22 protein-coding genes are annotated in these 24336 nt (G+C 35.2%); 10 read left to right on the top strand and 12 right to left on the bottom strand.

Annotated elements, in window-relative coordinates; translation table 11 throughout:
* Positions 1-185 precede the first annotated feature (185 nt).
* Positions 186-1268, top strand: coding sequence for a PTS sugar transporter subunit IIC (locus tag JNUCC72_RS06270; protein ID WP_454144797.1), 1083 nt, complete (start codon positions 186-188; stop codon positions 1266-1268).
* An 83-nt stretch (positions 1269-1351) separates the two neighbouring features.
* On the top strand, positions 1352-1549 hold the full coding sequence (locus JNUCC72_RS06265; protein WP_454144795.1) for a hypothetical protein: 198 nt from the start codon (positions 1352-1354) through the stop codon (positions 1547-1549).
* Positions 1550-1587: 38 nt separating this feature from the next.
* Here the strand turns inward: JNUCC72_RS06265 and JNUCC72_RS06260 are convergent, their stop codons facing one another.
* A complete protein-coding gene (locus tag JNUCC72_RS06260) occupies positions 1588-3666 on the bottom strand; it encodes a cation:proton antiporter (protein WP_454144793.1) in 2079 nt (692 codons plus the stop codon).
* A 172-nt stretch (positions 3667-3838) separates the two neighbouring features.
* Here JNUCC72_RS06260 and asnA point away from each other — a divergent pair, with 172 nt between their 5' ends.
* Positions 3839-4846 carry an aspartate--ammonia ligase gene (gene asnA / locus JNUCC72_RS06255; RefSeq protein WP_454144791.1) on the top strand — a complete coding sequence of 336 codons (1008 nt, stop codon included), beginning with the start codon at positions 3839-3841 and terminating at the stop codon, positions 4844-4846.
* A gap of 34 nt (positions 4847-4880) precedes the next feature.
* On the opposite strand, the gene JNUCC72_RS06250 is transcribed toward asnA, so the two are convergent.
* The 3 genes from JNUCC72_RS06250 to JNUCC72_RS06240 form a co-directional block, all read right to left on the bottom strand.
* Positions 4881-5129, bottom strand: a complete 249-nt coding sequence (locus JNUCC72_RS06250; protein WP_454144789.1) for a hypothetical protein — start codon at positions 5127-5129, stop codon at positions 4881-4883.
* 138 nt (positions 5130-5267) lie between these two features.
* Positions 5268-5846 carry a hypothetical protein gene (locus tag JNUCC72_RS06245; protein WP_454144787.1) on the bottom strand — a complete coding sequence of 193 codons (579 nt, stop codon included), beginning with the start codon at positions 5844-5846 and terminating at the stop codon, positions 5268-5270.
* Positions 5847-6429: 583 nt separating this feature from the next.
* Complete coding sequence (locus JNUCC72_RS06240; RefSeq protein ID WP_454144785.1) at positions 6430-7065, bottom strand: helix-turn-helix transcriptional regulator; 636 nt, start codon at positions 7063-7065, stop codon at positions 6430-6432.
* Between the two features lie 184 nt (positions 7066-7249).
* On the opposite strand from JNUCC72_RS06240, the gene JNUCC72_RS06235 reads away from it, so the two are divergent.
* From JNUCC72_RS06235 to galE, 6 genes are all read left to right on the top strand, one after another.
* A complete protein-coding gene (locus tag JNUCC72_RS06235) occupies positions 7250-7534 on the top strand; it encodes a hypothetical protein (protein WP_454144783.1) in 285 nt (94 codons plus the stop codon).
* Positions 7535-7676: 142 nt separating this feature from the next.
* The gene (locus JNUCC72_RS06230) at positions 7677-7949 is read left to right on the top strand and encodes a hypothetical protein (RefSeq protein ID WP_454144781.1); all 273 of its coding nucleotides are present in this window, start codon (positions 7677-7679) and stop codon (positions 7947-7949) included.
* A gap of 96 nt (positions 7950-8045) precedes the next feature.
* Positions 8046-9014, top strand: coding sequence for an ABC transporter ATP-binding protein (locus tag JNUCC72_RS06225; RefSeq protein WP_454144779.1), 969 nt, complete (start codon positions 8046-8048; stop codon positions 9012-9014).
* A 4-nt stretch (positions 9015-9018) separates the two neighbouring features.
* Positions 9019-9789, top strand: a complete 771-nt coding sequence (locus JNUCC72_RS06220) for an ABC-2 family transporter protein (RefSeq protein ID WP_454144777.1) — start codon at positions 9019-9021, stop codon at positions 9787-9789.
* A complete protein-coding gene (locus JNUCC72_RS06215) occupies positions 9786-10571 on the top strand; it encodes an ABC-2 family transporter protein (protein WP_454144775.1) in 786 nt (261 codons plus the stop codon). The genes JNUCC72_RS06220 and JNUCC72_RS06215 overlap by 4 nt, the downstream gene beginning before the upstream one ends.
* 241 nt (positions 10572-10812) lie before the next feature.
* Positions 10813-11793, top strand: a complete 981-nt coding sequence (gene galE / locus JNUCC72_RS06210) for a UDP-glucose 4-epimerase GalE (RefSeq protein ID WP_454144773.1) — start codon at positions 10813-10815, stop codon at positions 11791-11793.
* Positions 11794-11818: 25 nt separating this feature from the next.
* On the opposite strand, the gene JNUCC72_RS06205 is transcribed toward galE, so the two are convergent.
* The 8 genes from JNUCC72_RS06205 to dsdA form a co-directional block, all read right to left on the bottom strand.
* Positions 11819-12754 carry a dihydroorotate oxidase gene (locus JNUCC72_RS06205; RefSeq protein WP_454144771.1) on the bottom strand — a complete coding sequence of 312 codons (936 nt, stop codon included), beginning with the start codon at positions 12752-12754 and terminating at the stop codon, positions 11819-11821.
* 12 nt (positions 12755-12766) lie between these two features.
* Entirely contained in the window at positions 12767-15949 is a 3183-nt protein-coding gene (carB, locus tag JNUCC72_RS06200; RefSeq protein WP_454144769.1) for a carbamoyl-phosphate synthase large subunit, read from the bottom strand.
* Positions 15942-17021: a carbamoyl phosphate synthase small subunit gene (locus JNUCC72_RS06195; protein ID WP_454144767.1), complete on the bottom strand. Its 1080-nt coding sequence runs from the start codon at positions 17019-17021 to the stop codon at positions 15942-15944. Before JNUCC72_RS06195 ends, carB begins: the two co-directional genes overlap by 8 nt.
* Before the next feature lie 18 nt (positions 17022-17039).
* Complete coding sequence (gene pyrC / locus JNUCC72_RS06190; protein ID WP_454144765.1) at positions 17040-18305, bottom strand: dihydroorotase; 1266 nt, start codon at positions 18303-18305, stop codon at positions 17040-17042.
* Entirely contained in the window at positions 18298-19233 is a 936-nt protein-coding gene (locus JNUCC72_RS06185; protein WP_454144763.1) for an aspartate carbamoyltransferase catalytic subunit, read from the bottom strand. Before JNUCC72_RS06185 ends, pyrC begins: the two co-directional genes overlap by 8 nt.
* 331 nt (positions 19234-19564) lie before the next feature.
* The gene (ade, locus tag JNUCC72_RS06180; RefSeq protein WP_454144761.1) at positions 19565-21232 is read right to left on the bottom strand and encodes an adenine deaminase; all 1668 of its coding nucleotides are present in this window, start codon (positions 21230-21232) and stop codon (positions 19565-19567) included.
* 137 nt (positions 21233-21369) lie between these two features.
* Positions 21370-21921: a metal-dependent hydrolase gene (locus JNUCC72_RS06175; protein ID WP_454144759.1), complete on the bottom strand. Its 552-nt coding sequence runs from the start codon at positions 21919-21921 to the stop codon at positions 21370-21372.
* Between the two features lie 13 nt (positions 21922-21934).
* Positions 21935-23260: a D-serine ammonia-lyase gene (gene dsdA, locus JNUCC72_RS06170; RefSeq protein ID WP_454144757.1), complete on the bottom strand. Its 1326-nt coding sequence runs from the start codon at positions 23258-23260 to the stop codon at positions 21935-21937.
* 178 nt (positions 23261-23438) lie between these two features.
* On the opposite strand from dsdA, the gene JNUCC72_RS06165 reads away from it, so the two are divergent.
* Positions 23439-24080 carry a DUF4767 domain-containing protein gene (locus JNUCC72_RS06165; RefSeq protein WP_454144755.1) on the top strand — a complete coding sequence of 214 codons (642 nt, stop codon included), beginning with the start codon at positions 23439-23441 and terminating at the stop codon, positions 24078-24080.
* The last annotated feature ends 256 nt before the right edge of the window (positions 24081-24336 follow it).

Raw genomic sequence — 24336 nt, 5'->3', positions numbered from 1 at the left:
TCATATTCTGAGAGCGATGTTTTATATTTGAAATATTGATTTATCAACCTTTTTATCATATCAAAATAAATAATAAGCACTTTTATTAAAAAAAAATAAAAATAAATGTTGCCTTTTATTAGAAAACATGTTGTAATTCTAATAATACAAAAAACAAACACAACACGAAAGGAGTTCTTTACATTATGAAAGAGAACACAGCTAATCAGGCCAAGAAGCCGATGGATTATGTTTATCAAGTTTCCGCAGGGGTATCTAATGCTATTTTAGTCTGCTTGGGAATTGGACTATTATTACAATCAGTCGGGAAAATGGCTAACATTCAGGCCCTATATCAAATTGGGACAATTTCTCAAGTCCTCTTAGGCCCTGCAATTGGTGTCGCAATTGCGGCATGTTTAAAGAGTAATACGTTAGTTATTTTCAGTGCGATGATTTCATCGACCATTGGTGCTAATAGCGTGTTCTTTTCAGAAAGTGGTATGGGAGCCATAACTGCAACAGGACATCATATGACTTTGGCAGGAAATAGTACAATGTTTACCTCAGGTCAGCCTATTTCAGCTGTTGCAGCAGGTTTAATTGCCGCTTTATTAGGGAACTACTTAACAGGAAAAACACCTTTAGATATGATGCTAGTACCACTTTCATCAACAGTAGTTGGAACAGTTTCTGGTCTGATCTTAGCAGCTGTAACAACACCAGCGTTGGTTTGGATGAGTCAATTCATCTACGATTCAGTTACAATCAATCCTATTGTAGGATCAATCGCAGTTGCGGTTGTTTGGGCAATCTTCATGATGACCCCCGCATCTTCTGCAGCACTAGCTATCGCAATTATGTTAGATCCTGTCTCATCAGGAGCAGCCTTAATCGGAACTACAGCTCAATTTGTAGGCTACACAGTAATGTCATTCAACCAAAATAACTTAGGAGCTAACATTGCTCAAGGGCTAATTACACCTAAAGTCCAATTTGCAAACTTACTAGCTAATCCAAGACTTGCAATTCCGCCAATGGTAGCAGCAATCATATGTGCACCGATTGCAACTGTTGCCTTTGGATTCACAACAACACCACAACTAGCAGGACTAGGACTAACTTCATTTATCGCACCAATTAACCTAGCTTCATCAAATATCAGTGCTTTAATGGTTTATATTGGAGTAGGAATGGTATTACCAGCTATCATTTCATATGGCGTTTATCGTCTTCAATTGGCTATTAAATGGGTAGAACACGGACAGTTAAAACTAAAAATCGTTTAATCTTAAACAACTTACTTTGTAAGTTGTTTTTTATTATGCTAACTCATGATATGCTATAACTATTGTTCAGAAGGGAAATAAACATGACAATTTTTAGCATTATTCTTGATATTTTATTCATTATTATTATCGTATTAGTTGATGTGACACTCTTTTTTAAAGAGCTTGAAAAACCTCGCAAAAAAAGAAGTCAACTTATCTTGCTACTAGCTGTTATTTCATTTGTGATAATAGTGGGGTATGCAGGAAGTTTAATTGTAAAATTAATAGCTGGATCATAAAAAGCACTTCGCAATTTTGCGAAGTGCTTTTTTTATGATTAATCTAATGCAAGTAGTGTACTTTGAGCAGAAATAATTTCGTCATAGAGCTGGTTGAATAAAGCCTGACTATATTTATTATTACGGTAATTGTCTATGATGACCGTTAATTCATACTGTAATAATGCCATAAGATGCTGGTTTTCAGACAATTTGGAATCTAATTGGCCATCAACTTGTGTACTTTGTAAAACCAGTAACTGTCTTAAAGCCATGACTTTTTGCTTGTCCTCAGTTTGATAATCATAATCTTTTAAGAATTTAACTGTAACAGGTTTTAAAACATCTTTTAATTCTGTGAAAGCTGATTTTAAAGAGTCAGAGACAATCACTTTTTTGAAATAAGATAAATATTCATAATCTGTTTTAAGTTTTCTTCTGCGTTTTAGTAATAAATTATTATATATAGGTAATTTAGCAAACTTGAGGTGTTTATCAATCCGACTGATTTTATCTTTGATTTTGTTTAATTTTGCTTCGGTAATCTCGGGCGAGTTTTCCATTTGAAGAGATTTGAACTCACGTTTTCTTCTTCTAAAAGAGAACAAAACATTTAAAGAGGTTTGGCTATTTTGCTGAGCTGATTTTAGTCTGTTGAATAAGTCGATAGCTTCAGGTGAGAGTTGACCTTTAACAGATGCTTGCTGAACAGCTAGATAATAGTCGTGACTTAAGTCGGTTGTGATTTGCTTAAATTCTTTAGGCGAAAATAGTGTTCGTTTTGAAAATCCAGTTTGGGTTTGAATACGACGGCTCAGATTTAATTTAGTCTTGTTATCAAGTGGCAGTGTGTCAATGTGAGTAATCGTAGATTGGACAATTTCGCGATGGGCTTCTTGGATTTCGTCAATTGTAAGTTCTATTTTTCGATCAGGTAATAAGAATGGTAAAACTGATAAAGGAATAATGAAACTAAGTACAATGACAAAAGAAGCGACGACTAAAATATCATTTCTAAAGTCAAGCAAGCCAACGGTTGGAAGTGATAAAGCCATGGCTAGTGTTACACTCCCGTGAACGCCACTAATCCCAAAAATAATCGCGTTCTTCCATTGAAAGCGCTTATCAAGCGTGTCGTCTCCCGTATAGAAATAAAACAAGGTCCGTATAACGAAAAAGATTAATAATGCGCATAAGCTAACACCAATTAATTCATAGTAATGAAGGTCTGTTAGAAACTCGATATTTTTAAAAATAATAACCAAACTAACGCCCAAAATACCAAAGACAACACCATTAAGAATTTGGCTGAGAACATCCCACAACTGTGTCATAAGGTTTGTCATTTGAGAAGACATTAACAGGGTTTGTTCTTGTTCTTCATGATGGAAGATTCCGGCAATAACGACTGCAATAAAAGCTGAAACACCGATTTCTTCAGCAAGGATATAAATTAAGATGGGTGTTAACAATTGAATTAACACTTGAGAGGTGGAATCATTAAAGTGATTTTTGAGTAAATAATTACGAAAGAATATAATGATAACTGAAGCAATAACCCCAAAAGCAATTCCGCCTAATGCTGCATAAGCAAATGTCAGTAGACCTTCGGCTGGATTGATATGTCCGGTCTTGACCCAAATCAGCGACAATTCTAATGCGACAACAACTGTTGCATCATTAAACATAGATTCCATTTCTAAATCATCACTTAATTTTTCGGGTGTTTCAAAGTTTGACTTGATTGAGCCAAGTGCTGTTGCATCGGTAGGTGTCACGATTGCCGCAATGCAGAGCGCAATACTGAATGGCCACCCTAATGCATAATGAATGAACAGCATTAATGCTGCCATACACATAAAAGCTAGCCAAAATGATAATTGAAAGATTTCCTTTGAATTTTCAATAATATATTTTCTTGTGGTCTGTTGGCCTTCATAAAATAGCAGGGGAGCAATAATAATCGGCAAGAACCATTGAGGATCAAGTGAGGTAACATAGTTTTGCATACTTGGAATCATAGCTAAAACAATTCCAAGTAATGTTTGCCAAATAGCTTGGGGGATTTTTGGGAAAAGATTAGCTAAAAAGTTAGCTAATATAATCACGAAAAATAATCCCATTAAAAAAATTAACATAGATAGATGTCTCCTTATCAGTATTGATATACCTAATCATACACTTTTTTAGTTTATTTTAAAAAAAGGAAAATCCATTAAAATTAATAATAAATTAATTTTTTAATTTACTTTTATTAATTGTAGTGGTAAAGTCTAATAACAAACTAATATATAAAAGGAGATTTTACACATGGACTTATTTATTCCAGAATCTTATGATTCAAAATTATCTGTCAAACAGACCCAACTAGCAATTCAAGAACTTCGCGAGCTATTTCAAAATAATTTGGGCAATGCGCTTAATTTAAACAGAGTTTCGGCCCCAATGTTTGTTTTGAAGAATACGGGATTGAATGATAATTTGAATGGTGTAGAATCTCCAGTTTCATTTCAAATCAAAGATATTCCAGGAGAAGACATTGAAATTGTTCATTCTTTGGCTAAGTGGAAAAGAAACGCACTAGGCCGCTTTGGTTTTGAGAATGGCACAGGTTTATATACTAATATGAACGCTATACGTAAAGATGAAGAATTAGACAATGTTCACTCTATTTATGTCGATCAATGGGATTGGGAGCGTGTTATCCAAAAAGATGAACGTCACCCCGAAACGCTTAAACAAACAGTTAAAAAAATCTTTGAAGCAATTAAACAAACACAACAACAACTAAAAGCAACTTATGGTGATGCAGTTTATGACTTACCAGAAGAAATCACATTCATCTCAACTCAAGAACTAGAAAATAAATATCCTGATTTAACGCCGAAAGAAAGAGAAAATGCGATTACCAAAGAACTTGGGGCAGTCTTCTTAATGCAAATTGGTGGTAAATTAGATAGTGGCGAGCCTCATGATGGTCGAGCACCTGATTATGATGACTGGCAATTAAATGGTGATATCTTATTTTGGTTTGAACCTCTTCAAAGTGTACTAGAAATTTCTAGTATGGGGATTCGTGTTGATGAGGACTCTTTGAAATCGCAACTTGAAATAACAGGTTTAACAGATCGTGCTGATTTACCTTATCATCATAAGATATTAAACAAAGAGCTACCTTATACTATCGGTGGTGGAATCGGCCAGTCTCGTTTATGTATGTTACTTTTACAAAAAGCACATATTGGTGAAGTTCAAACAAGTGTTTGGCCACAAGAGATGATTGACAAATGTGAAGCTCACGGTATTCATATTCTATAATTAAAAAAACATCAATCTTATTGACTGATGTTTTTTATTTTGACTTTAAACGTCCGTATAGTGTAATGGCTTGAGCCGTCGTTAAATGATACGTATCACGAATCGTTTCGACAGCTTTTTGGGTATCTTCTGTTTCATCAATGATTTTACTTATTGCTTTTGCTTGTTCATCATTAACTACAAAAGAATCAATAAGCTTTTTTTCATCTTTGTTTTTGAGATAATAAGTAACAACGATTGCGATACCCAGTAAAAAAGTGATAACTGGTAAAATAACTTCCATTGTAAACCTCCAAAGTTTTAATCTATAGTCAATTATACTGTAGATTAAAGTCGAAGTATCATTCAGATGGTAGGTTAAGTAAATATTTTAAAAAAATTAATATCCAAATAAAAAGTATGGGAATGATTCCCATACTTTTTAAACTGTAACTAAACCAACGAAATCAAGCTTATCTTGATCAATTTCCATATAAGGCACTTTAATAGTTGTGCCAACCTTTTTGGCATTTAGGATATATTGGCCTAGGTTAATATTTTTTGATAATTTTGAAGCTTCAAGTAAAGCTTTTTGAATGTTGTGAAGACCTATTTGTACATCGAAACTACCTGTTGCTTGTGGGTACACTTCATTTAGAAGTGCTACTTTTTGGTAAGGGGTATCCATTCCAAGCTCTGATTGTTGGATTTGTTCTCTTTTTTCAAGAATTTCGATTACAGCAGGATTATCGTTATTTTGAGTTTGATTAATAAACTTATGTTCATGATCCAAATCAAAATCCATATTATAGATGCTTAAATCACTATTGTCTTTTTGGATATTATCGATTAGTTGTCTACCTGTTTTCATTTTGGGATTATGATTTTTGGTGCTTACAAATTCACCAACCCATAAATCATCGTGATAATAAAAAGCAATTTGATAACTGTTCCACACTTTACTAAAAAATTGTTTACCTAAAAAATCGAAAGTTTGTAATGTACCGATTGATAATTTCATTTGTTGTATTTCTCCTTAACTTGCTAGGATTAATGTATGAATGATAAAAAAGCATCAGAACCTGTCCGTGCTTTTTAAATGTTTTTATTTTAAGTGATCAAAAATTCCACGAATAAAATCCCACATACAAAATCCTCCTTAACACTATCATTGTCACCTAATTATAACTGTTATTGACAAAATAAAAAAGAGGCTATTATATAACAATAATAGTCTCTTCTTTATAAGGTAAGTTAATAGTATCTTCATTATAAATATGTTTTATCTGTTTACGAAATTTATAAGTGGAATTCTTTTAAACGAGAAGTTCACGATAATAAAAACACTATAAACAAACCTTATAACAAGTTCCTTACTGTAGCTATTTCAACGATTACATTATAGTAAGCATAACTGGCCTTCATTATAAAAACTTAAAAAAGACTACCCCCCGAATAATGCTATCTTGCTAATAAATGTAAGGGAACAATAGCGTTATAATGAACAATTTAACTATAAAACAAACACCTTTAAAAGTGTAGCTGAAAAGTAGAACTTCAAAATGCTAAGGAGCTTAGACACAAAAAACGCAAACCTAATTTTATCAAGGTTTGCGTTTTTTATGAAAAAAGAGGTGTCTTATTTCAAATAAGACGTACATACTAACACTTAACAGAATAACCATAATTGCCTTGCCGACAATAGCACCATTTAAGTAGTAGATATTAGGCTGATTAGTGATAAACTCTTGAACAAGTCCTGTAAATCCTAAAATTGAATTAGTCAGTAAGCAAATAATCAAAAAAAGCAAACTGTTTCGCTTATAAGTTCTCAAGGTGTTAACAGGAAAATTACGCGAGCTGTGGTGGTAAGTGACTAGTGTGATGAAGAGTAAAATTAAGGTAGTTAATGGGAAATTGATAACCTCTAGTAATGATAAATAGCCAATAAAGATAAACATTAACTGAACCAGGCATAAGTGTTTAAGCGAGCTTTTTTCATGACTTCTTGGAAACAAGTGTGAAATATATTTTTTGGTAGTTAAATCTTGTTCTAACAACTGATTAATTGGAATTTCAAATTGATGACTTAGCTTTTTTAAAGTCTCAATATCCGGAAAACTTCGTTCAGTTTCCCAACTTGAAATAGTTTTTCGTGAAACATTTAGTAATTGTGCTAAATCTTCTTGAGTCAGTTTGTTATCAGTTCTAATTTTTTTGATGTTATGAGAAAACTTCATGAGTCGTCCTTTAATCCTATTTAATTACAATAGCGCGTACATAAATTAGTATATAAAAAATGCTGATAGTTTAAAAGTAAAATCATAACAAGTTTAAAGAAAAAGTAATATTTTAAAAATAGCTCGACTTTTATTAAAAAAAAATGATATTATAATATTAATCATTGGTTCACGGAGGATTAATATGAAAAATATTGTTGAAATTAAACAGCGTGACAGCATTCAGATGTCTCAAACCGATACTAGAAACTGGAAAATAACAGATGAAGGTCAAAGCTATAACCTACTGAAGCAAAGAGGTATGCGACTAGAAGATTGGTTTTATGATAATCAAAGTATCATTCCTCGAACGATTTATTTCAATAATAATGAGTTATTCATGTATTCAACATTTTTAGAATTAGGAGAAAATATTGCTATCTTAGAAACTTTTATTAAAGAAAACTTTGGTGATTTAGTAACGGTTTAAGTAATACTATATCAAATACTTGGAATATGACCGTCATTTTGGAACGTTATTTTTTGTTAAATCTTAATATAAGGGTTACGATAACCGTTGTAAAGACAAGCACCAGCATTTTTGGTGTATTTTAGACAAAGGTGATGAGTTTATGACAGAAACACATCGTAAGAATAACGATTCTGAACAAGATTGTATCCAAGAGATGGCTTATTTACGCTTAAAGTATGAACAGCAATTACTACATAGCCATAAAAGCGACTATGACTTGGGCTATGATCAAGCTTTAGAAGAAGCAACTAATCAAGAAGCAATTCATCATTATCCTGAAAAAATCCCTAGTTTAAGCCAATTTTCAGAATTATTAACAAATGGCTCATTTAACAATTATCAACGTGGGTATCAGGATGGATTAGCAATGTGATAACGAGACTCTTTCAAGAGTCTCGTTTCTTTTTTGTTGAATAAATTAAAAATTAATGATAAAGTTAATAAAAAGTTTATCTAACAGGGGAGAAGTATGTCATATATTACGATGAATCGGGTTAATTATGGGTATCAAACTTATCAAAAAAAGTCGGGGATAAGATCAGCCATAGTTGATGTTTTCAAAAGACGATACCAACAAAAAGATGTTCTAAAAGACGTTTCCTTTACTCTTGAAAAAGGCGAAAAAGTTGGATTACTCGGTCCTAATGGCTCAGGAAAATCAACTATTATCAAATTGCTCACAGGGATTTTGCAGCCTGAAGAAGGGGAGGTCAAAGTTGCTGGGACAAGACCTGATACTAATAATGCGACTTTTTTATCAAAAATCGGGGTAGTAATGGGACAAAAAAGTCAATTAAATTGGAATTTACCAGCTGCGGATACATTTGAAATGTTGAAATCTATCTATAAAATTGATGCAATAGATTATCAGCAAAGACTGAATCGTTATTTAAAAATGTTCCGTCTAGAAGAAGTTGTTTATGTTCCAGTTCGTAAATTATCTCTTGGTGAAAGAACAAAATTAGAAGTTATTGCGGCGTTATTACACGGTCCAGAGCTACTTATACTAGATGAACCAACTATTGGGATGGATATCGTGAGCCAACGTGCTTTGCACGATTTTATAAATAAAGTTAATCAAACGGAAGGTGTTACCGTACTGTTAATTAGTCATCAAATGACAGATATTGAAGCAGTGACTGAGCGTATGATGGTTTTGCTGAATGGGAACATTGCTTTTGATGGTTTAGTTAAAACCTTTGTCGAAAAAGCACAATTAAAACGTCCCTCAATCGTGATCGATCACCATCATCATCAAAGGCCCGTTATGAGTAGTCATCATGCTCAACTGACAAACACAACGCATCAAACAACTATTTCAGATTATGATGAAAAAGCAAGTATCACACTTAAACTAAGCGATATTCAAAATATTCATATTCAACACCCTTCTTTAGAAGAAACTTTGTATCAGCTTTTTAATGAAAGAAAGGATTGATATTTTGAAATATTTAGCTAGTGTGAAAACAAGTTTATTGAGTTTACTAACTTATAAAACTAACTTTTTTATTTCATTGCTATCTCGATCAATTCAACTCGGGTTATCATTTTTGATGTGGATTGCTATTTACAAAAGTTCTCAAGAGACAGTAATTAATGGTTATACACAGCCTCAAATGTTGCAATATTTACTACTGACAGCGCTATTGTCCTTCGTGTTTACATTTAGCCCCCTTTTTGATTTAGCTAATAATATTAAATCTGGGCAATTGAATACGTCATTATTAAGACCCGTTAATATCAAAATAAATAGTTTTGCGATATTTTTGGGCAGTAGTAGTCCATTTATTTTACTTGTCGTTCTCATGTTGGCCGTAACACAGTTAAATATACTAATTACACTCAGTTTAGTGCTTTATCTTATTTTAAGTTTAATTGTTTGGCATGAATTAATGTTTATTATGGGTACGTTAGCTTTTTGGCTAATCCAAATTTGGCCACTAAGACCTATCATTAGTGCGCTCTATATGTTTTTTGGCGGATTATTATTTCCTCTAGATGTTTTATCTAGTACCATTTATCAAATTTTTCGTTTTTCACCGATTTCGTTAGTCTCTAGTGATTTCGTTGAACTATTTATTAAAGAAAGTCACAATAGTGAGCGCTTTGTAAGCTATATTATGACGCTAGTTATTTGGTGTGTGATTTTTAAGATTATCTCTAACTATTTATTTAAAAGAGGGTTAGCTAGATTCGAAGGAGTGGGCGTATGACACTAAAACTTTATGGCATTTTAGCTAAGCAAAGTTTTAAAGAATTCATCACTTATCGCACGACATCCGCCTTAGTTACTTTGTTTGGGTTTATTTTTACAATCGTTGAACTTTTGGCGGGAACTATTTATTATTCATTTAGTTCTGATATAGGGGGACTGACTCAGGATCAATATCTTGTAATGATTATGTCATTGTCTTGTATAACATCGACTTATCAGTTTTTGTTTATTGGTGCGCATGAGAATTTAGCAGATAATATTGTGTCAGGTAATTTAGATCATGTTTTTTTGAAACCTGTAAATTCTTACTTTTACTATGCATTTGGCAAATTGGATTTCCCAAGTTTAATGAACTTGATTATTTACTTACCTGCAACGTGCTTCTTAATAGCTAAATTTCATCTTGGATTGACACAGTGGTTGTTGGTCGGCTTATTTTATATCATTGGTATTTTGTTTGTTTTTTCAATTAATCAAATTGTTGTGGAAGTTGCTTTTTTCAAAGAAAACTTAACTGCCTTGAATGGTGTTCCTGAATATTTGATTGATTCTGCTAATCGTCCGCAGGGTGTTTATCCGACAAAAATCAGATTGGTCTTACTTTATTTAGTTCCAGTCTTGTCTCTTTCAAATGGGTTAATTTATTTGGTTACAACAGATACTGCCATTTCACTGGGAATTGAAATGTTTATAACTTTAAGTACCATGACAATTTTATTCTTTCTTTTTTCATATGCATTATGGCAAAAGGGAATTAAACGATATATTTCGACTAATTAAAATAAGGTGCGCTTGCACCTTATTTTTTATTGATTTTTACTTCCGGGAATACTGATTTTCAGAAGTTATCTATTTTTTACAAAATAATTCTTAAAAGTTACTATAAATTTTTAAATCAGACCAAATGAGTTACTATATAATAGGTAGAAACACGTTATTAAGTATTTATAAACAAAATTGTTATTTTAAATTTGGTATATTACAATAAAACAGATGTATTGATACAAAAGGAGATTAAATAATGGCAATTTTAGTTTTAGGTGGCGCCGGTTATATCGGCTCCCAAATGGTTAAAGAGTTAGTCGATAAAAATGAAGAGGTTGTTGTCGTAGATAATCTAAGTCGCGGGCATCGGGAAGCTGTTGATGAACAGGCTAAATTTTATCAAGGTGATATTCGCGATACTGACTTTTTAAGTCATGTTTTTGAGCAAGAAAAAATAGAAGCAGTTATTCATTTTTGTGCAGATAGCGTGGTACCAGAATCAGTTGTTAATCCGCTGAAATATTTTGATAACAATGTTAATGGCCTAATTAAACTTTTAGAGGTAATGGTTAAATTTGATGCCAAAAAACTAATTTTTTCTTCAACAGCGGCTGTTTATGGTATGCCAGAAACAATGCCAATCAAAGAAACTGATCCAACTAATCCAATTAATCCATATGGGCAAAGCAAATTAATGATGGAACAAATTATGAATTGGGCTGAACAAGCTTATGGCATTAGTTATGTAGCTTTACGTTACTTTAACGTGGCTGGTGCTAGTTTAGACGGTAAGTTAGGCGAAGATCACAATCCAGAAACGCATCTGATTCCTATTGTTTTGGAAGCTGCTGATGGTATTCGTGATAAAGTGCAAATGTTTGGAAATGATTATAATACCCGCGATGGGTATAACGTTAGAGACTACGTTCACGTTGTTGATTTAGTACATGCGCATTATCTGAGCTTAGATTATCTTAATAATGGCGGTAAAAGTGACATCTTTAATTTGGGATCTAAAACAGGATTTACTGTTAAAGAAATTGTTGAAGCAGCACGCGAAATTACAGGACAAAAAATTATAGCAGAAGATGCACCTAGACGCGGTGGTGATCCGGATGAATTAGTGGCTGATAGTACTAAAGCGGAAACTATTTTAGGATGGCACCCAAAATATACCAACTTAGAGATGATTATTTCGACAGCATTTGAATGGACTAAAAATAATCAAAAAAAATAAGAGATCAAATTGATCTCTTATTTTTTTACATTGACTTCAATTTTCCTTTAAAATCATCAACACTTTGATAGCCTTTTTCATCCATAATAGCTAGTAGCTCTTGATTCAATTTTTTGAATAAGCCAATCCCTTGTCGTTGTAACTCAGTTCCGATGGAGACTAAGTCTGCGCCGCATAAAATGTGAGCAAAAACATCTTCACCCCTGGTTACCCCACCTGTTCCAATGATTTTAATATCATCATTTAATCGTTCACGAAATGCACGAACGTTCGCCAATGCTGTTGGTAAAATCATTGCACCACCAAGACCGCCAAATCCTTTTTTGGGTTTGATAACTGATGATTCAGTTTCTACATCAACATATAGGCCATTTCCAATTGAGTTAACTGAGTTAATATGTGACAGTGGGAACTGATTTAAAATGTCTGCCATTTGGTCAAAATGCGCAAAGTCAAAGAATGGTGGTAGTTTGACACCTAGTGGTTTTTTGAAGAATTTAAAAACTTCGGTCAAAATCTTTTGAGTAGCTACAAAATCATAAGCAACTTGTGGCTTCCCCACAACATTTGGACAAGATAAGTTAAACTCTGTAATCCCTTGAAAATCCGAATCTTGAACGCGTTGAAGTAACTCAATACCCTCTTCCATAGACAAGCTAGCAACGGATAAAATCACTGGCTTTTGCGAGTGATCTTGGCTAACATAGTCCAGATAATAATCGAACCCGTTGTTTGGTAGCCCCATTGAGTTAATGGAACCTTGTTCAAATTCGTAGTAAGAAGGTCTTGGATTACCTTCTCTTACTTCTTTTGTTGAACTTTTGGTCACAGCAGTTGCGACTTCGGGTGAGTTCAGCAATTCATCTAATTCTTCTTTTGTCTGGCAATGTACACCTGAGGCATTAGCTAAAACACCATTAAAATAATTATCTGCAATAGTTGTGTGTAAACGGTTAGTCATATGTGTGCTCCTTTAGTAAACTTCTGTCACTTCTAGTTGGTCAATATTAGTATCTAGGATGGATAAGTAGGCGTTAACCGTATCAAGGGCTGTGAATAAACTTAAATTATCTTCGATAGCAGCACCTCTAATTAGGCGATTTTCTTTTGAATCTAAGTCAACGTTTTCACAAGTATTGATGACGATTCCCACGTCTTTTTGACGTAAGTAAGCCAATGCATCTGTCGCTAATTCTTGTGTTTGTGCTAGTTCAGACACGATTTTTGCTTGAGTCAAAATGTCGTGGTTACTTTCAATGGCAAGTAGCTTGAACCCTTTTTGGATAAAGGCTTGGGCAGTTGTCACTAACGCTTTTTGGTTAGTTGGATCCATGGCCAGTAAGACTGTCGCATCTTTTAAAATCTTAGTCCCACTACCGACAAAAGCTTTGTATAACGCGTCTTGATAAGTCTTTCCTGTTCCCATAACTTCACCTGTCGACTTCATTTCAGGTCCCAATAGCGTATTAATGTTGTGTATTTTATTGAAACTAAACACCGGCGCTTTAACATGGATTAACTGACTTTCAGGCAATACACCATCTTCAAAGCCTAAATCGACTAACTTTTGACCTAGCATCACTTGAGTGGCAAGTTGAGCTAATAACGTATTGGTGATTTTTGAAATAAAGGGCACAGTTCTTGACGCACGAGGATTGACTTCAATCACGTAAGCAACTTCATCTTTAATGACGAATTGGATATTCATCATACCCACGATTTTTAATTCTTTAGCTAACTTGATAGAGGCAGTTGTCATCTGGTCTTTGACTGATTGTGATAGTCGTTGTGTTGGATAAACCGCCATAGAATCTCCAGAATGGACACCTGCTCTTTCAATATGTTCCATAATCCCTGGGATTACGGCAGTTTCGCCATCAGATAAAACATCTACTTCTGCTTCAAATCCTTCAAGATACGAGTCAATTAAAACCGGGTGATCATGTGAAACGGCAACTGCTTTTGTCATGTAGTTAACGAGTTCTTTATCTGATTGTACAACTTCCATTCCACGGCCACCTAGCACATAAGAAGGGCGAACGAGTACTGGATAGGATAATTCATTGGCGATTTTGACTGCTTCTTCAATCGTTGTTGCGGTACTACCAGCAGGTTGTGCCAGTTGTGCATTTTTGATAACTTGGTTGAACAAGTCACGATCTTCTGCTCGATTAATATCATCAACCGTTGTTCCTAAAATATTAACGCCATAATCCTGTAGCTTTTTGGCCAAATTAATACTGGTTTGTCCCCCAAACTGGACAACAACACCTAGTGGTTGTTCAAGGTCGATAATATTTAAAATATCTTCTAAATCAAGTGGCTCAAAGTATAATTTGTCTGAAATTGAGAAGTCTGTTGAAACGGTCTCAGGATTTGAATTAACAATAATCGCTTCGTACCCTAGTTTTTGAATGGCTTTAACACTGTGAACGGTTGCGTAATCAAATTCCACACCCTGTCCAATCCTAATGGGGCCTGAACCTAGAACTAGCACTGATTGTTTATCAGAAGATTGTGATTCATTCTTGTGGTCATAAGTTGAGTAATAATAAGGTGTTTTAGATTCAAACTCACCCGCCACTGTATCAACCATCTTATAAACGGGTACGATGCCAGCTTCTTTTCTAAGTTGACGTACTTCATCAGACGTTGAGTGAGTATAATAGGCAATTGTTTTATCCGTAAATCCATTTTGCTTGGCTGTTGTTAAGACTTTCACGTCTGTTGGATTTGCTTTAAGGTCATCTGCGATTTCTAAAATATGAAGTAGCTTGTCTAAGAAGAAAACATTAATTTGTGTTAAGTCTGCTAGTTCATCAATATCAACGCCACGACTCAACAGTTCAAACAAGATAAACAAACGGTCATCAGTAGCTGGGTTGAGCTTGCGCATCAAGTCTGCCGTTGCCACATCTTGATAGTCGATATCTTCAATCCCTTTAATGTCAATTTCAAGAGAACGAATCGCTTTTTGGATTGATTCTTCAAAGTTACGTCCAATTGCCATGACTTCTCCGGTTGCTTTCATCTGAGTTCCTAAGGTATTGTCAGCTGTTGGGAACTTATCAAAGGGCCATCTTGGAATTTTGGTAACCACATAATCCATAGCGGGTTCAAAGTTCGTAACCGTTGTTTTGGTAATAGGATTGGTAATTTCGTTAAGTGAATAGCCAACCGCAATTTTAGCAGCGATTTTGGCGATTGGATAACCGGTCGCTTTTGATGCTAAGGCTGAAGAACGAGACACTCGCGGATTAACCTCAATAATGTAATATTGCAAGCTACTTGGATCAAGCGCCATTTGAACGTTACAACCCCCTTCAATTTTGAGGGCTTTAATAATTTTAATCGCTGAATCACGCATCATTTGATATTCACGGTCAGACAGTGTTTGAACAGGTGACGTGACAATTGAATCACCTGTGTGAACACCGACAGGATCAATGTTTTCCATTGAAGCTACAATTAGGGTATTATCTTCGTGATCACGCATCACTTCAAACTCAATTTCTTTAAATCCTGAGATCGATTTTTCAACTAAAACTTGATTAACCGGTGACAACTCAAGTCCATTCGTGACAATCTCTTCAAGTTCTTTATCACTATGGGCGAATCCACCACCTGTTCCACCCAGCGTATAAGCCGGTCTAATCACAAGCGGATAGTCGATTTGACGTGCAATTGCTTTGGCTTCAGTTAAAGTATTGGCAATCGCAGATTCTGGCACGGGTTCATGTAAGCGGTCCATCAATTGTTTAAACTTATCACGGTCTTCGGCTTCTTCAATAGTCTGTAAGTTAATCCCTAAAACTTCTACATTATACTGGCTTAATACTCCAGCATCACTCAGTTCTTTAGCCATGTTAAGTCCTGTTTGTCCACCTAAAGTAGCTAAAATCGCATTTGGACGCTCTTTTTCAATCACTTTTGTCACAAAATCCAGCGTAATCGGTTCAATGTAGACTTTATCTGCAATGTCGTGGTCCGTCATAATGGTAGCCGGGTTTGAGTTAATCAAAACAACCTCATACCCATCTTCTTTCAGTGATAAACAAGCTTGTGAACCAGAATAATCAAATTCAGCAGCCTGACCAATAATGATAGGACCTGATCCTACCACTAAAATCTTTTGAATATCTTGACGCTTAGGCATGTTGTAATCTCCTTTCGGCTTTTGTCATCATTTTGGCAAAACGATCAAACATGTACGCTGCATCGTGTGGGCCAGGACAAGCATCGGGGTGGTATTGAACAGAAAATGCAGGACGATTCATCAGTTTCAATCCTTCAACCGTGTGATCATTGACTTCTTTTTGTGTAACTTGTAAGTAAGTGTTTTGAACAGATTCTTCTGCAACAGCGTAACTGTGGTTTTGAGAAGTAAAGTTTGATTGACCTGTTTCAAAATCTGAAACTGCATGGTTGAAGCCACGATGACCATACTTCATTTTGTAAGTTGTAGCGCCATTAGCTAGGGCAAATAATTGGTGTCCTAAGCAAATACCCATGAGTGGATAATTTTCTTGTAGTTGTCTAATTAAAGGTAATGCTTGCTTGTAGTTCGTCGGATCACCAGGTCCATTCGATAGTAAGATACCAGCTGGATTAACCGCTTTGACTTCTTCAAAAGTTGTGGTGTAAGGAAATAAAATAACATGTAGGTGGCGTTCTTGTAGTGCTTTAATGATAGAGTCTTTAATGCCAAAGTTGATAACCGCAACCGTATGTCCAGTATTTTGATCAAGCGCTTCACCTTTTTGACTGCTGTTTTTAAAGGTGTTGTTAAGCGGTGTTTTAAAAATTGCTTCAAGTTTAGCTTGATTAATTTCTGATACGATAACGGCTTTCATTGACCCGTAGTCTCTAATTTTTTGTGTTAATTCACGTGTATCAATCCCCATTAGCCCTGGTAATTCATGTTGATTAGCGTATTCTTGTAGTGTCATATCTGCTCTTTTATTACCAATGCGGCGTGCTAATTGGTGTACGATAATCGCTGAAGCCGCAGGCTTATCCGCTTCTGAATCTTGCAAGTTAATGCCGTAATTACCAATCAATGGATAAGTAAAATTGACAATTTGACCCTGGTAGCTGTTATCTGTAATGGTTTCTTGGTAACCGGTCATTCCTGTGTTAAACACAAGCTCTGCATAAACATCTTGAGTAGAACCAAAGCTTTCACCTGTATAAACGCTGCCATCTTCTAAAACTAAATATTTTTTCATTACCTTTGCCCCCTGAACTTAACCTTTATAAACAACTTTACCGTCAACAACTGTATATTTTGTCTGTCCAAAAACTTGCCATCCTAAAAATGGTGTATTCGTTCCTTTAGATAGGAAGTCTTTTGCTTGAATTTCATACTGTTTGTCTAAATCCATAATAGTCAAATCTGCTGGTTGTCCGACTGCTAGTCGTCCTCCTGAAATATTGAATGCTTTTGCGGGATTCTTTGACATCCAATTGATTAGCGTATTCAAATCAACTAATCCGCTTTTGACAAATTTGGTATAAATCAAGCTAAATGATGTTTCAATTCCAACAATACCAAAAGCTGCTTCTAGCATACTGTCTTGTTTTTCTTCTTCACTATGAGGTGCATGATCCGTGGCAATCATATCAATAGTGCCATCAATTAGTCCTGCAATTAGTGCTTTTCGGTCTGCTTTTGATCGCAGTGGTGGGTTCATTTTCATCATTGGGTTATCGTTTTCAACCATTGAATCATCAAGTAATAAGTGGTGTGGAGAAACTTCAGCCGTCACGTGAACACCCATTTGTTTAGCGATTCTGACTAATTCAACTGATTCTTTTGTTGAAATATGAGCAACATGATAATGCACGCCTGTGTGATGTGCCAAAACCAAGTCTCTCGCTAATTGTGAAGACTCACTTAGGCTGTTAATCCCCGGTAAGTTAAGCTTTCTTGAACTTTCCCCTTCGTTCATCACGCCTTTATTAGTTAAGCTATTGTCTTCAACATGAGCGATGATGGGTTTTTGAACTTCTTTTGCTTTAAGCATAGCTTCATACATAATGTTAGCTTGTTGAACCCCACAGCCATCATTTGTAAATCCAATAGCCCCCATTTCAGCCATTTTAGAAATATCAGTGTTATCTAATGCGCTAAGATTGCTTGAAATAGCCGCATATTGCAGTGTCTTCACCACGCTGTCTCGTTCATTTAAGTCAAACATATGCTGTAGGGATTTTGGATTATCCACAACTGGTTTAACATTTGGCATGGCAAAAACAGTTGTAAAGCCACCATGTGCTGCTGCTTTTGTTCCTGTTTCGATAGTCTCTTTATAGGTTAGTCCTGGTTCACGAAAGTGAACATGAACATCAATCAACCCTGGCAAAACCGTGTTTTGTTGCCCATCAATGACGGTCATTTCTGCTTTTTCTTCAATAATAGGTGCGAGCTGTTTAATAATACCGTCTTCGATTAGAATCGCTGTTGATGTTCCATCTAGTATCACGTTTTTTATCAAAGTTGATTTAGTCAATGTTCAATTCCTCCTGTAATAACCCTTTTTCATTAAGTAGACTTGCCAGTATTGCCATTCTGGCAAAAACACCGTTTGCCATTTGCTTAAAAATTCGTGACTGAGTGGCTTCTACTAAGTCAGAATCAATTTCGACACCGCGGTTAACGGGGGCTGGGTGCATAATGATTGCATGAGGCGCTGCTTTTTCAAATCTTTCTTTAGTTAGGCCAAACTGATTATGATAGTCCAGTGCTTTAAACTGTTTGACTGAATTTTTGTTAAGTCGTTCAAGTTGAACACGTAATAGCATCACCACATCTAATTTTTCAATCAATGAATCAACATTTTCAACATATTGGCCGTATTGATCAAAAGTTTTGTCATACCATTCTTTTGGTCCTGAAAAATAAAGGTTAGCACCTAATTTATGTAATAGTTGCGCATCTGATTTAGCAACACGCGAGTGAGCTAAATCACCGATAATGCCAACATTGAGTCCCTCAAAACTATCGAACTCTTCGTGAATTGTCATTAGGTCTAACAAACATTGAGATGGATGCTGTCCAGAACCATCACCGCCGTTCACTAACGAGGTCTTCAAACTTTTATCTGCTACCATTCCTTCATACCAGCCATCTTGACTATGACGGATGACTTCAATATCTGTTCCTAATGCTTGAAGTGTTTTAACAGTATCTTCTAAAGACTCGCCTTTTTGGGTTGAACTAGTAGCCATGTTCAGATCCAAAACGTTGATACCTAATCGCTGCTCAGCCATATAGAATGAAGCATGTGTTCGTGTGCTGTTCTCAAAAAATAAGTTAGCGGCATAAACTGGACGTCTAAGTTTTATTTGCAGTCCTGATTTGAACTTTTCGCTTAATTTAATTAAATTGGTTATTTGAGTTTTTGAATACTCATTCATATTGACAAAATGCGTTGTCATTTTCTGCCTCCTAATTAATTTACCCTCACTGAAGTAATCTTTATTAATTACAGAATCAAAACCAATAAAAAAGACTCTTTGGAAAATTCCAAAGAGTCTAAAAGTCTAGTCTTAATGATGAATGCAGGTTATTGTGGTAAAAATCGGTTGTGAATCTTGGCTTAATACCGTGCCTAAATCCACTTCCGCTAAGATTGTGTCCCTGCTTCTTGGTTATTATCATAAGACCTTTGTGACTCTCTGGCCAACATTAAAGGTTCTAACTTGTTTTGTGCTTGTATTGATAATAACATCCTTGCTATTAAAAAGAAAGGAAAGTTTTGATTTTATCTTAATCAGCTTCAACTGAAATAAATTTTTGCTGATTAAAGTCGTACAGACCTTGATCAGTCAACTTGATAGATGGAATAACAGGAAGTGTTAAAAAGGATAATGTGATAAATGGATCAAATACACGATTAGTACTGATTTTTTGATAAGCGGTATTGACTAAATCTAAGTCTTTTTCCGCTTCTTGATAAGGCTTAGCTGACATTAATCCAGCAATTTCAAGCGGCATTGAACTCAACACTTCACCGTTTTGAGTCACGGCAATTCCTCCACCCGATTGGGTTACTTCTTGAATGGCTTTATTAATTGATTCATCATCGCTTCCAACTGCCACTAAATTATGTGAATCATGAGCAACTGTAATGGCTACAGCACCATTTTGAATTTCAAATCCTTTAACTAGTCCTAAACCATAAGTTCCTAGATTATTGTGACGTTCAATGACGACCATTTTCAAAATATCTTGGTCAATATCTTGCTCAAAATGGCCATCATTTAATTTAACAGATGTTTTCAAATGATCTGTCACAATGTGATTAGGCTGGATTTGGATCACATTGCAGTAATCACTGTGTAAAGGCATTTTTAAGTCTTCTAATTGGAAATGGTGGTGAACGGTTGATTCTGAGAATAGAGCTGGTTGTGTTGTTGGTTCTGCTAAAATTTCACCGTTTTTCATAACGTGGTCAATATCAACTTGTTCTAAATCATTCAAGAAAACAATGTCAGCTTGATATCCAGTAGCTAAAGCACCTGAGTTGGTTAACTTGTGTGCATTAGCCGCATTGAAGCTTGCCAGGGTAAAGGCTGTTTCAGGTCGAACGCCATGTTGAATAGCTAATTTAATGCAGTAATCAATTGAGCCTTCTCTATCTAAATCAGTGATTAGTTTGTCGTCTGTACAAAAAGCTAAACGCTGTGCGTTTGATTCGGTAACAGCACCGATTGTGTTTTCAATATCTCGCTCAACGGTTCCTTCACGCAAGAACACATAGTATCCAGCACTTAAACGGTCTTTGACTTCTTGGGCGCTTGTTGCTTCATGATCTGTATCAATGCCAACTTGACGATAAATATCTAATTGTTCTGGTGTTAATCCCGCACCGTGACCATCAGCATGGTAACCTGCATCTTGTGCATCTTTGATTTTTTGCATAATTTCATGACTTTGGCTTGCCACTGCGGGAAAGTCCATAACCTCAGCTAGCCCATTAACTTCTGGATAACGGTATAACGGTTTTAAATCTTTCGCGTTTAAAATTGCCCCACTATGATCAAAAGGTACACAAGGAACAGATGATGGCAACATAAACTTAACATCAAGCGGTGTTTGTCGCGCATCTTCAATCATGTACTCGATTCCTTGTGTTCCCATCACGTTTCCAATTTCATGTGGGTCAGTCACAATCGTTGTTACACCGTGTTTTAGAAGCACTTTTGCAAGCTCACTAGGTGAAACCATGGCACTTTCAATATGCACATGTGCATCAATAAATCCAGGTACTAAATATTGATTTTTTGCATCAATTATTTGACTTGCTTTTAAGGTTTCACTTTCACCAACAGACACAATGCGACCTGCTTTAATCCATAACGTGTTAGGTTCAAACTCTCTTGTGAAAACATTCAAAACCAGCCCATTTTGAATACATGTATCAACCAATTCCATAATCCTATTTCCTCCCGAATGAAAAATATTTTATAGACTATCTTATAAGAAAAACTGATTTATTTCCAGTTTTTTTACAAAAAAGTTCGGTTTTTAATTAAATTCTCAATAAAAAAACAGACAACAAGTGTCTGCTTTTAAAACCAATGAAGGTATAATAGATAAAAATTAACAGCCATTACTAGGCGGCAAAGCTGCCTAAACCACAGTTCAAACGTGCCGTTAACACGATAATAATACCAGCGGTATTTTCTCTTTTTTTGATACGACTTGAACCGGGCATTGTATTTATATCGACCTAAAGGAAAAAACCAATTAACCCCTTGTTTTGAAAAGTTATCGAGTAACAGATGTAAGGCATAACTGATTGTAAATCCTAAAACCAAATTACGTAGCAAATAGTCATTTGTTCCGAGTTGTGGCATCTGATAAAACAACAAAACTAGTAACCCAATCACCCAAACCGTATGCGTGTAAGTTCGATGGGGGATATATTGCAACAGATTGAATTTACCCAGTAGTCTTGTCAATTCTGAATCGTAAGTGTCACCACCATCTAAATCGGGTGAAAAAGCACCAAAGTGGGCCCCGACAAATAATGGTAGTGCGGCTTTGATTGGATAATTCGCCATTAAAACACCACTTGAAATAACAGCGTGTGAAAAGGCAATGTGGGATTTTTTTAACAATTAAATCTACTTTCTAGTCAAGTGTTTTTCCATATTGATAGTTATGGATTTTTTCGTTATCAGGCATCAAACTACCGCCTGTTGCCCAAACAATATGAGTTGTTTTAGGTGTATTCATTGCCACTTCATGAGCAACTAATGCCTTCAGACCACAAAAACCTGCTGTCGCAGAAGGTTCAACTGAAATATGTTCGGTATCTTCTAGTCTTGCAAGATAACGGTAGACATCTTTATCTTCAAATGTTGCACTTGCAAACAATAAGGTTCTCATGATAGGGCCAGCAATTTTTGAAGGACGACTAACTGCTAATCCATCGGCAGCTGTTAAGCCATCAAGTCCAAAGTCTTCCACACAGATATGGTTATTTTGACCTGTGATAAGGCCTAAAGTGACAGAAGGTACGTGTGTGGGTTCACAAAACACAGGATAAACATGGTCACCAAAAAGCTGTTTCAAACCGAATGAAACTCCGCTTGGACTGCCACCAACACCAGCTGGCAAGTAGACAACTAACGGATGTTTTTCGTCGACGACAATATTGTGATCTTTTAATTGTTTTTGGATACCTAAAGCGGCTACTGAATAGCCTAAGAACAAATCAGATGAACTTTCATCATCAACAAAATATGTATTGGCGTCAGCTTGTGCACATTTTCTGCCTTCAGTAATTGCGTGAGAGAAATCACTATCATATTCAACTACTTCTACCCCATTTGAACGTAGTTTATCTTTCTTCCAGTCTTTTGCATCATGTGACATATAAACAGTCGTTCTAAAGCCAAAACTAGCTGCAGCAATTCCAACACTCAAACCTAAGTTTCCTGTTGACCCTACTGCTACCTTGTATTTAGCAAAGATATTCATGAACTTCTCTTCTGCTAAGACAGCGTAATTATCACGGTAAGTCAAGTCACCTTTAGTCATTGCAATATGTTCGGCAAATTTTAGAACTTCATAAATTCCACCACGAGACTTAATCGATCCAGTAATAGGAAGTAAATTATCTGCTTTTAAGAATAGTGATCCTTTCACTTGATGGTCGTCATCCATTTCTTGATTCCATTGCTTGTGAAATTCATCTATTTTAATTAAAGGTGATTCAATTACACCACCGTCTGCCTTTGTTTCCGGGAAAACTTTAGCAATAAAAGGTGCAAATCTTTGCCATCTCGCATCTGCATCAAAAATATCTGCTAAGTCAAATCTTAAATCTGCTTTTTGGTTATAATTTGGATTTTTCCAAAATATTGGTTGCTTATTTTCGATATCAGAAATTTCTGGTATATGTTTATAATCTTCTTTAGATATTGTCATGATGATACCCCACTTTTTAATCATTTATTGGCTTCATTTTATCATTAAGAGCATATAATATCAGTAGGTGATGTGAATAAAATTGACACTAGTAAAAATAAACCGCCTTTTTTTGTGAAATAAAGACTTTCTATTTATTAAAGAAGTCGTTTATAGTAACATTTAGATGTATCTTATTTAAAATGAAAGTAGGACTAATACATTGAAAAGAAAACGTGAACGCCACAATCGTTCGAATATAGGTATTATACTTATCATTCTTTTTGCTTTAGCTGTTATTGCGCTTGGTGGATGGTCGTTATTTCTAACGCCCCACAATACCCAAACATCTTCAGAACAAAGTAGCCCTCAAACTTCGCAAAGCATCTCACAGTCAGAAGCGAGTTCACAAACTTCAAGTAAAGTGACCGCAGGCTTTGACGCAACTAAGATTGCAAAAATGGATAACTACATGAGCGACTTTAGTACTTATATGGGCCAAAACTACAAACGTTACTATCCTAAAGTACAAGACCAAACGAAATTAAACTTCTATGGTTTTGATATTACGACTGATTTAGATGACTTTAACTATTATGTTGATAATAAACCTGCGACATTCCGCTTGGCTTCAATAAAAGAGACATCTTACAACAATTCTGATTATAATATTGTTGGTGTCTACAGTGATGCTGAAACAGCGCCATTTGCAGGAGCGCATCTGTATTTGTTAACTATCTATAACCAAAAGCCACAAGTCTTGATTACAATGCAAAACCAAGGTATGCCTGGCAATGCCATGTATTTCAAACAAACGGAAAATTCAAATCTTGCAAGTAACTTCGAAAAAATATATCAGGGTTAATGAAAACGATCATAATTGATCGTTTTTTTTATTAAAAAAGAGTTGATTTATTAGAGTAAAATTAGTATTATATTAATAACAACAAAATAAACCTTAACTCAACTACTGGTTATCTTCCTTATTAGAAGCGTTGGTTCGACTCCAACTTGAGTATTTATCTTAGTGAATTGTTCCAATTTCATTCCTTTTCCGTTATACTAATTTAATTTTTTCATAATTAATTCACTAAGATATTAAGATTCAATGTACAGGTGTA

It is taken from the genome of Holzapfeliella sp. JNUCC 72, assembly GCF_053668685.1.
The sequence above is the reverse complement of the archived record's forward strand: the minus strand, read 5'-3'. Positions and strand labels throughout refer to the sequence as shown.